Below are 10085 nucleotides of genomic sequence, written 5' to 3' on the forward strand. Positions count from 1 at the left end.
ACAGGTGGTGAGCATTGGCTGAGGACGAACATCTTCGGGAAAAATCGGCGGCGGCGTCGCTTTGGCGATCGCACCTTCCGTCTTCGCTTCCGCGACGTCGTTCGCGATGGCAGCCAGGTCGATGCCGCCCCAGATCGACTGTGGCCGCTTCACCAGCCCACGCTTCTGTTTGATCTCGACGACAAAGGGTCGCTGCGGCTGCCTCATGGTGCTCTCGCGGACTTAAGGAAGTTTCGAATGTCGTCTGGGCGGAGCGCACGCCTTCGTCCACCCGCCGCCACGCATCTTCCGACGGTTTTCGGAGACGTTGCCGCCGTCCAAGCCACGACGAAAGCGGCTCACCGCCGACGCCTGGGCCTACGCTCCCGATCTCTTGTCCTGCTGTCAGCATGATCGTCATGACGATCATGCCACCCACGCAGTCGCCTTCGCTGGGGCGATCGCGAAGCCGCAGGAGATTCAGGATGCAATGGAGATGGTGGCCGCTCCTATCCATACTGCTATGTTCCAGAGCATATCGGTCCCGTCCAACGCATTTTTGGAATCGGTCACTTGCAACTGATTCATGCTGCTGATGGAAGCATGCCGGATGTCATGGGTGGCTGGGCACAGATTGCCGCTCGACAATCGCTCGGCAATCCCAAAGCCGCACTTGGTGCACATCGCATCAGCTTCCCTTCACCGGGTTGACAAGTCGCAAGAGGTGGCGCTGACCAGGCTGGTTCCGCAGCGCTCATTGTCGTTGATCCAGACGCGCGGGGTGGTACGGCACCCTGCTCGATTGCCTGGATCACCGGTCGTCAATGTAGAGCGGCAGCGTAGCGCCTGCGCTGGACGTCGAGCTCCGCCGATCGTCGACCGCATACGTAGCTCGACATCGACGGCCTCCGCTGAGTTCGCCTGACGCCCGTAGCCTGAGAACATGACTGCAAAGCCTACAACCAGGCATTCCCATATGTGGCGCGACCTGCCCACCCCATTCTGCAGCGAGACGTGGACCATAGTTCCTTCACAACCTTCGGTAACGATAATCAAAGTGGAGTTTCCGCTTAAGCGCTTTATTCAAGTTTTGGCCGTAGATTTCTTCCCAGACGGGGTGATCATCCTGCCTGGGGGAAGAGAGCATGTTGAAAGTCTACACTTGTATTGCGACGCAGCATGATCTGCGTCTGGTTGCGCTAGCGGCCTTCATCTGCGCCCTGGCCTCCTTCACGGCCGTGAATCTCCTCCACCATGTCGGGCGCAGTGGAAGCGAAATGCGACGGATCTGGCTAGCCGTCGCCGCGGTCGCCACCGGCTTCGGCATCTGGGCGACGCATTTCATAGCCATGTTGGCCTTCCAGCCCGCCGTACCGAGCGGCTACAATATCGCATTGACGATAATGTCGTTGCTGGCGGCGATTGCTTTGACCGGGACAGGTCTCTCGATCGGCATCTCGCCACGCGTTCCACATGGACGCTGGATCGGTGGTGCGATCGTAGGAGGCGGCATCGCGGTGATGCACTATACTGGCATGGCCGCATTCGAGATCGCGGGCCGCGTCGTCTGGGACGTGCCGCTCGTCGCCGCCTCAATCATTCTTGGTGGGCTGTTCGGCGCGGCCGCATTGCCGGTTGCCCTTCACGCCAACACGGTCAAGTGGAAGGCGCTCGGCGCCCTCGTGCTGACGGTAGCGATTTGCAGCCACCATTTCACGGCGATGGGCGCGGCCGCAATAATGCCAGACCCGCGCATTGTCATTTCCGCAACGGCGTTGCCCGCCGACTGGATGGCGGCTGGCGTAGCCCTCGTTTCGATCGTCATCATCCTTTTGGCCATCATCGGCCTCGCCCTCGATGCGCGCGATCTCCGTCGCTCCGGCGAAGCAGCGCGCATGCAGGAGCTGGCCGACGCGGCCGTCGAGGGGCTGATCGTATGCAACGAAACCGAGATCGTGGCAGCCAATCGCAGTTTCGCTGCGCTTGCCTGCGTCGACGGCTCTCAGCCGGCCGGCCGGCCGCTCGCGTCCTTCTTTCCCACGGTTTCCCAAGGCGAGTTCACGGGCACTGCGCAAACGCCGCTGGAGGTGGGGCTATGCGCGACGGACGGCAGTACGGTCCCGGTTGAGCTGATCCGGCACAGCATGCTCTATGCCGGCAAGCAACACCAGGTTCTTGCCGTGCGCGATATCCGCGGGCGCAAGCGGGCGGAGGAGGAGATTCATTTCCTTGCCCACCACGATCCCTTGACCAAGCTTCCAAACCGCACGAGCTTCAACGAAAAGCTGGAGGCCGAGTTTGCGACGCATCGCGGCGCTGAGAGGTGCGTTGCCGTCCTCTTCCTCGATCTCGACCGCTTCAAGGAGATCAACGACCTCTTCGGCCATCTCGTCGGAGACGCCGTGCTGCAATGTGTGGCCGAGAAGATCCGAGGCGTCCTTAAGCCAGGGCAGATGGTTGCGCGCTTGGGCGGCGACGAGTTCGCTGTGATTGTTCCCGGTCTGCCGAGCGCGGGCTATGCGACGCGCACCGCTGAAGCCATCCTGGACGCATTCAACGACACAGGCGCTAACCTGCCCGCCGGCGTCACCATCGGCACCAGCATAGGCATCGCTGTATTCCCGAACGATGCACCCGATCGGGAGACGCTTCTGAGCCATGCCGACGCAGCGCTTTATGAGGCAAAGATGCAGGGGCGTGGCCATTATTGCGTTTTCGAGCCGTCCATGGGTGAGCATCTGCGCGATCGCCGCCAGTTCGAGCACGACATCCGTCACGCGATCTCGCGCAAGGAACTCCGCCTCGTCTATCAACCGCAGGCGCAACTCCTGTCCAACGAGGTGTTCGGTTTCGAAGCGCTGCTCCGGTGGGATCATCCCGAACGCGGCGCCGTTCCGCCGGCGGTGTTCATCCCGATCGCTGAAGAATGTGGCGCCATTCTGAAGATCGGTGAATGGGTGCTGCGGACCGCCTGCGCTGAAGCGGCAAGCTGGCAACAACCGCTAGCAATCAGCGTCAACGTTTCGGCTATGCAACTCCATGGCGGGAATTTACCCGAGCTGGTCGGGGCAGTGCTGAAAGAAACCGGTCTCGATCCGTCCCGCCTCGAGCTGGAAATTACCGAAACTTGCCTGATCAAGGATATCGGGCGGGCGCTCGCCGTCCTGCGTCAGCTCAAAAGCCTTGGGGTTCAAATCGCCATGGATGATTTTGGCACCGGATACTCGTCGCTATCGAATCTGCGGGCATTCCCGTTTGACAAGATCAAAGTCGATCAGTCTCTTATCCGGGCGGTGGATACCAGCGATGAGGCGGCTGCCGTCATGCGCGCGGTCTTTGGCCTCGCTCGGGGCCTCAAGCTCCCGGTCCTGGCAGAGGGTGTCGAAACGGACGCGGAGCTGACCTTCTTGCGGCAAGAAGCCTGCGATGCGATCCAGGGTTACCTACTTGGTCGACCCTGCCCGATTTCCGACTTCGCCCAGCATACGACCGGCAAAGGCAGGACGCGCGCTTCCCGACGGCAGAGCAACCACGAACTGCGCCTGGTCAAGAACAGCGCTGCGTAGTGCGCAAGCGCGCCGCATGTCCGTGGTGATACTCGCGAGCGTTCGGAGATGGTGCGCTGTTCCACAGGTCAACCGCTCCTACGCCGAGATGGCGGCGCACTTCGGCAACTCGGTTCTGCCCGCCCTGCCGCGATCGACCGCTGCGCCTTCCCGCGTTACCTGAGGAAGCATCGCGGTTTTCGCTATCTTCGAATTTCCGCAGCCCGCGGTTTCCCAACTGAGCTGTCCAATTTTTGCCGTTGAAATTTACTTTTTCCGAAGTGTTCGATGCTAGGGGACCAACACGCAGCTACTACTCTAGCGTGGGGGAGTGAAAGAGTGATGCAGCGTCTGTATGCCGCAAGGTTTGGTGATCTTCTGGCGGGAGACCTGCAAGTTTTTGGCGGGCCTTCGACACTCGAACCACTTGCCGGCCGCATCAGAGCGGAGCAGGTCAGTATCGTGCTTCGCAACACGCCTCTTGGCATGGTTGCGAACATACTCAATGCGGCCACTCTTGTTATGGCGCTTTGGGGCTCGCCCGACCAAACGAAAGCCATCCTCTGGGCGAGTGTCATCATCGTCGCCGCTGGTTTCGTCGGCCTAAGAGCGAGATCTTCGTTTCAGTCAGTCAAACCAAGGTCGGTGTCTCGCCGGACAACGCAAAACCTGGTGCGTAACGCCTTCCTGTTCGGCACTTGGTGGGGAGCACTTCCCGTTCTCTTCTTCAGCGGGGCAACAAGTGCCGCCCAGGTCGTCATTACCTGCCTGAGCGCCGGGATGATCGCTGGCGGTGCCGCTTCCTTTTACACGATTCCTATTGCGGCCGTCGCGTATACGCTCCCGATTTTCGTCGGTTCGATGCTTGCGATCGCGTGGGTGGAAGGCGCCGTCAATCTGCCCGTCGCAATCCTGATAGTGAGCTACGCCATCACGCTGTTTCGCGCGGTGCTTGCCCACGCGTTCGAATTTACCCGACGCTTCATTCTGCAAGCGGAAAGCGAAAATGCCATTCGCAGGGATGTTCTAACGAGGTTGCCAAACCGGTTCAGCTTCAACGAGCGGCTGGAGAACGCGTTGGTGGACGCAAAGCAGTTTGACCAGCACTGTGCGTTGCTTTTGTTCGATCTTAACAATTTTGCCGAGGTGAATGATCGCTTTGGCCGAGCCATGGCAGATGCCCTTTTGGTCGAAGTGGCTGCGAGACTTCGGAGATCGACGCGGGAGAGCGATGGCATCGCCAGATTGGAGGGCGGCGAATTTGCAATAATCGCTACCCGCGATATCAGGCCAGATCAGATCAGGTCCTTGGCCAAACAGATCATAGATGCCATGCGCGCGCCGTTCTTGATCGAAGGGCGCGAAATATATTGCAGGGCCTCTATCGGTATCGCTTTGGCCCCCGCTGACGGTTTGGATGCCAACCAACTCCTGCGGTGCGTCGACACCGCGCTATACAGGGCCAAGACGCTGGGGGCGGGCTCCATCCAGTTTTTCAGCCCGGGCGACGATGAAGCTGCTGCAAGGCGCCATGCCCTTGAACGCGATCTGCCATCTGCGCTGGCCAATGACCAGCTTTGGCTCGCATTTCAACCATTTCTCGACCTCGGGAGCGATCGCATCCGAGGTTTTGAAGCGCTTCTGCGCTGGCAGCATCCGACCCTCGGCCCGATCCCTCCGTCGGAGTTCATACCCATCGCCGAAGAAACGGGTTTGATTCACTCCATCGGACACTGGGTCGTCAAAACGGCTTGTTTGGCAGCAGCGCGCTGGCCGCGCGACTTGCGGGTCTCCGTCAACTTGTCGGTGGTGCAGCTTAAGAACAAGGCCTTGCTGGATGGAATTATAGTGGCCTTGGCTGAAGCCGGGTTGGAGCCCCGAAGACTGGAGGTCGAGATCACAGAAACTGTGCTGATTTCGAATTTTGAAGAAACGATTTCATTCTTACAATCGTTAGTTTCTCTATCCGTCACAGTTGCTCTTGACGATTTTGGCACCGGCTATTCATCACTGACCTATCTTCGTAAACTGCCTCTTTCGCGCCTCAAGATCGACCGATCTTTTGTCCAGGATATGCTCACCGATGCGGACTGCGCCGCGATTGTAAGATCGTTGGTTGAGTTAGCGCATGAGCTTCGAATCGAGGTAACAGCCGAAGGCGTAGAAACTCCCGAACAGCTCGACTATCTGCGCTGCGTCAGATGTGATGAAGCTCAAGGCTATTTAATCGGAAAACCTGTCCGGATAGGCGAAATTCCTGGCATTGCCGCGGAGCCAGTGGGTCTGGAGCCAGGTATTTGAAGAGCAGGACCGGCACTTTTGCAGCGTGGTCTGGTTGTCTCGTATCTCGATGGTCACGTCGCCTTGCTCAGGTAGACTGAAGGCCGCAAGTCCATACAACCCTGGGAGTAGCCCTGTGACGAAGCGCAGGGTGCGGAGCCGCTTCCTCGTGGGGGTCAACGCTGGAAGATGTACCAAGCGTTTCGTACGCAATGGTCGGAACGATGCAGATTTTTTTGCCACCTGATGAGCCGCTCTTGCAACAGTATGTATGGAATCGGCCTGCTGCCTACCGGAGGGCATCCCGCCGCTGTTTTCATCTTGAACCGTCATTGCTCTGACAACACATTCTGCAATGGTCGGCGGGTGTCGATGAGGCGCCCTGTTCAAGCATACCAGCCGTTCAGCATGTCGGGAGGAACGAATGAACCCTGAGGCTTTCAGCAGCCCAGTCTTCGTGAAGCGTGCAACCTACATCGTGCAGGAGATTGCCAGCCTTGCGGACGCCATCGATTTCCTCAATGACTGGCCAGAAGATCGCAGAGACCTGATCCACGAAGCCGCACTCAGGGCCTGCTATGATGCATACGATGGACGAAAACCTCTAAGCGCGGCGCGCAATGCCTTTTTCGGCTTTGCGAAACGGGCCGCCATATTGGAAGATGCAATTTCCGCCATGCAATGGCTTGCTGCCTGCAAGTTGGGCCGTGGAAAAGTGCAGGTATAAGCATCTGGCACGGGGCACGCCGTGGTGAGCATTGCGTCGAGATTTCACGGATAGCAGAAAGCAGAAGCAGGTCTCGACATTAGCGGCGCAATCCCATCATGAATCAGCTACCGCACATGGATCGCGAGGGGCCAGGTTCTGCGACCAGCGGATCCGTTCGGCCTGGCCAAGGTGCGATCGAGGCTATTTGCCTCACAGGAGCGGAGACATAACCGGCTTGAGCAGATTTGAAAGGCCAGTCGTTGTTCGGCTTAGCCACCACGGCTCAGAGCGGATCGTGTTCGAGGTCAATGACGCGGCTGCTATCTTGCTGCGTGATGTTCAACGTCAGACCGTGAAACGGAAGGCCGCGATGGATGCCTGTCTGCAGGTATTGCGCGGGGAGGCTTATCCAGCGGCAGCTCGAAGAGCTTTCGTGGCGGCCGCGCTTGAAGCAAAGATTCTGCGCAGCGATTAGAAAGCTGGGATGATCCGGAACTGCTGACTGGCCATCGCCGGGACAGCCGTTGGGCTGGACGATGATATGAACGCTTGTCCAGGTTCGGTATCCTAGGCTTTGCAGGGCCGCGCTCACCTCGAGGCGACCACCTAGCCTGACGGCGGCACAACGGCGGGCGTCAGCGCGAAGCTGACCTCAAGGTGAAGAACGCGAAGGTTTCAGCGGGTCCGGAGCCGGCGCCCATCGAGCTGCGACTTTTGCTTTACATGTTCGAAGGTCGCTCGCCGGCCGCTCCGCGATCTCCCAAGCAGATGCCTCAGATGCCGCCCATGCAGAGGTATTTCATTTCGAGGTAGTCCTCGAGCCCGTGGCGCGAACCCTCCCGCCCGATGCCGGACTGCTTCATCCCGCCGAAGGGTGCCGCTTCCGATGACATGCGTCCCGTGTTGATGCCGACCATGCCATATTCCAAGGCCTCGGCCACACGCCAGACACGCTGCAAGTTCGAGGCGTAGAAGTAGGCGGCCAGGCCGTAGATCGTGTCATTTGCCTCGTGCACGACCTGGTCCGCATCGTCGAAGCGAATGGTTGGGGCCAGCGGCCCGAATGTCTCCTCTTGCGCAATCGTCATCTCGCTGGAGACTTCAGTGAGGACCGTCGGTTGGAAAAACGTGCCGTCCTTTCCAATGCGTTTGCCCCCGCAGCGAATTGTGCCGCCTTTGGCGACGGCATCGGCGATATGCGATTCGATCTTGGTGAGCGCATGCCTGTCGATCAGCGGGCCGACGGCGACACCTGGGTCGAAACCGTCACCAACCTGAAGCTGGCGAACCCGCTCCACGAATTTGTCGACAAATTCATCGTGAACGCCCGACTGGACGTAAAGGCGGTTCGCGGAGACGCAGGTCTGGCCGGCGTTGCGGAACTTGGCCTGGATCGCACCGTCGACCGCAGCATCGACGTCAGCATCGTCGAAGACGATGAAAGGCGCATTGCCGCCGAGCTCGAGGCTGACCTTCTTGATCTGGTCCGAGCACTGGCGCATGAGCAGCCGTCCAACCTCGGTCGAGCCGGTGAAGCTGATCTTGCGGACCCTGGGGTTTGTGCAGAGTTCGCGGCCGACGGCATCGCCTTCAGACGCGTAGATCAGGTTGACCACGCCTTCGGGAAAGCCAGCCTGATGCGCAAGGGCGAACATTGCACCGGCAACGAGCGGCGTCTGTTCAGCCGGTTTCAGCACGATCGTGCAGCCCGCCGCCAAGGCCGGCGAGATCTTGCGCGCCACCATGGAGGCCGGGAAATTCCATGGCGTGATCGTGCCGACGACGCCGATCGGCTGCTTGATCACCAGCAAGCGCCGGTCCGTCGATGGCGCGGAGATGGTCTCGCCATAGATGCGGTTGGCCTCTTCGGCGTACCATTGCAGGTAGGCCGCCGCATGCGACACTTCCGATTTGGCCTCGGCAAGGGGTTTACCCATTTCCGCGGTCAATATCGCGGCAAGGTCATCGGCGTGGTCGATAATGAGCTGATGCCAGCGCCACAGAACGTCGCTGCGTTCACGGGCCGTCAATGCCGCCCATCCAGGCTGCGCGTTATAGGCTTTGTCGACCGCGGCCCGTGTCTCCTCAACGCCCATGTCGGGGAGCTCGGCCAGCATTTCGCCCGTCGATGGGTTGAGGACCTCAAATGTCCGCTCACTGACTGGTTTGCCAAGCGCCGGCAGGCGGTCAAGGCTGCCAAACAGGTCAGGAGATTTGAGGTGGCGGATCAAGGGCGGGAGCAGCGGCAATGTCGATTCCCCAAAAGACTTTTTGGCCTTTCCGGCCGGCTGGACATCTACTGCGGGCGTGTGGGTTTTGCATAGGACCACCGCTCACGAAAAGGCGTGCATCCCTGGGCTGCGTGGAGCTGCTCTGGGAGAGGCCGACGGGCCACTTCTGTTTTTAAACTGGGCCCAACCGTCCGACAACGGCGTCGTTCACAGCCCCTATTTACCCCGAGCGATCAACGTCTCGTCGCCCAGGCTCGCAGCGCTGCCTTATAACCCCGTCCGTCTCGGGTATCGCATCGAGCAATAAGGCGTGTCGTGAGCCTCAACGGGCGGACGCTGGACGGACAATGAGGACTTACGGCCGCCCGTCAAACCGGGGCTTGCAAATTTCTGGTTTTTGCTGCCCTGACGCAGAAGTTTCGGCTATGAATCGCGACTGGCCTGAGGGCCTGCCCACATTGCAATTGTTATAAAGGAAAACGCATATGGCGACTGGAACGGTAAAATGGTTCAACAGCACCAAGGGATTTGGATTTATCCAACCCGACAATGGCGGTCAGGATGTTTTTGTCCACATTTCCGCCGTTGAACGAGCGGGCCTTTCGACCCTCGCTGACGGCCAGAAGATCAACTACGAAATCGAACAGGACCGCCGCACCGGCAAGTCCTCAGCTGGCAGCCTTAGCAAAGCCGGCTGATTTTTCCCCCCTGGGCTCCTTCAACGGCGGATGGACGCGATAAGTCCGGGGTGGTCTGACGCGGCGTGATAAGTGCGAGCGAGCACAGGGCTCGACCGGACGGCTTGACCAGCAGCAGCTGCGAGCCCGCGCGAATTGTTGGGGAAGCGAGGCTGTCTTGAAAGGGAAGGCGGGGTAGACCCCGCCTTTTCATATTCCGGACAGATGCAGATTATGCCAATGGCAGCTGCGCGCCCCAGAACAAAGCTCGATTGCTGAAATCAAGCCGCGACCTTCTTCCGGGCCCGCTTCGCCGGCGCGGGCTTTTCAAGCTCTACCGGCTTGCGGCCGAGCCCCATCGTCTTGGCCAATGCTGAGCGCGTAGCGGCGTAGTTCGGCGCGACCATCGGATAATCCGCCGACAGACCCCATTTGGTGCGATAGTCGTTCGGCGTCAGCCCATAGTGGGTCGACAGATGGCGCTTCAGCGATTTGAATTTTTTCCCGTCCTCAAGGCAGATGAGGTAGTCCGGCGTCACCGACTTCCTGATCGATACGGCAGGCTTGAGAACCACCGGTTCTTCCGCTGAAACGCTGGTGCCGGCCGTGCCTTTGAGTGCCGCGTGCACCTGGCCGATCAGGGCAGGGAGTTCACCGACCGGGA

General features: G+C 59.7%; 7 protein-coding genes and 1 pseudogene. 5 read left to right on the forward strand and 3 right to left on the reverse strand.

Features of this window, described 5'->3' with window-relative positions:
- Nucleotides 1–207: pseudogene (locus EN943_RS30310) on the reverse strand (hypothetical protein); the annotation flags it as partial.
- Between the two features lie 917 nt (nt 208–1124).
- Between EN943_RS30310 and EN943_RS30315 the strand changes: the two are divergent.
- The 4 genes from EN943_RS30315 (at nt 1125) to EN943_RS30330 (ending at nt 6988) form a co-directional block, all read left to right on the forward strand.
- Entirely contained in the window at nt 1125–3545 is a 2421-nt protein-coding gene (locus EN943_RS30315) for an EAL domain-containing protein (RefSeq protein WP_127415784.1), read from the forward strand.
- A 321-nt stretch (nt 3546–3866) separates the two neighbouring features.
- A complete protein-coding gene (locus EN943_RS30320; protein WP_127415788.1) occupies nt 3867–5825 on the forward strand; it encodes an EAL domain-containing protein in 1959 nt (652 codons plus the stop codon).
- A 403-nt stretch (nt 5826–6228) separates the two neighbouring features.
- Entirely contained in the window at nt 6229–6531 is a 303-nt protein-coding gene (locus EN943_RS30325) for a DUF982 domain-containing protein (RefSeq protein WP_127415785.1), read from the forward strand.
- Between the two features lie 217 nt (nt 6532–6748).
- Nucleotides 6749–6988 (forward strand): DUF982 domain-containing protein, encoded by a 240-nt coding sequence (locus EN943_RS30330; protein ID WP_281060866.1) that lies wholly within the window; start codon nt 6749–6751, stop codon nt 6986–6988.
- Between the two features lie 298 nt (nt 6989–7286).
- Here the strand turns inward: EN943_RS30330 and EN943_RS30335 are convergent, their stop codons facing one another.
- Nucleotides 7287–8762 carry an NAD-dependent succinate-semialdehyde dehydrogenase gene (locus EN943_RS30335; protein WP_127415786.1) on the reverse strand — a complete coding sequence of 492 codons (1476 nt, stop codon included), beginning with the start codon at nt 8760–8762 and terminating at the stop codon, nt 7287–7289.
- 467 nt (nt 8763–9229) lie between these two features.
- Here EN943_RS30335 and EN943_RS30340 point away from each other — a divergent pair, with 467 nt between their 5' ends.
- On the forward strand, nt 9230–9442 hold the full coding sequence (locus EN943_RS30340; protein WP_023749661.1) for a cold-shock protein: 213 nt from the start codon (nt 9230–9232) through the stop codon (nt 9440–9442).
- Nucleotides 9443–9702: 260 nt separating this feature from the next.
- On the opposite strand, the gene EN943_RS30345 is transcribed toward EN943_RS30340, so the two are convergent.
- The coding region (locus tag EN943_RS30345) for a MucR family transcriptional regulator (protein ID WP_127415787.1) at nt 9703–10085 on the reverse strand (383 nt) is incomplete at its 5' end.

It is taken from the genome of Mesorhizobium sp. M7A.F.Ca.US.006.01.1.1, from assembly GCF_003997935.1.
In the GTDB taxonomy this organism is placed as follows: domain Bacteria; phylum Pseudomonadota; class Alphaproteobacteria; order Rhizobiales; family Rhizobiaceae; genus Mesorhizobium.

Coding starts and splice junctions, on each gene's coding strand:
- EN943_RS30320 (WP_127415788.1), top strand. CDS start 3,867: ATGCAGCGTCTGTATGCCGCAAGGTTTGGTGATCTTCTGGCGGGAGAC.
- EN943_RS30340 (WP_023749661.1), top strand. CDS start 9,230: ATGGCGACTGGAACGGTAAAATGGTTCAACAGCACCAAGGGATTTGGA.
- EN943_RS30315 (WP_127415784.1), top strand. CDS start 1,125: ATGTTGAAAGTCTACACTTGTATTGCGACGCAGCATGATCTGCGTCTG.
- EN943_RS30325 (WP_127415785.1), top strand. CDS start 6,229: ATGAACCCTGAGGCTTTCAGCAGCCCAGTCTTCGTGAAGCGTGCAACC.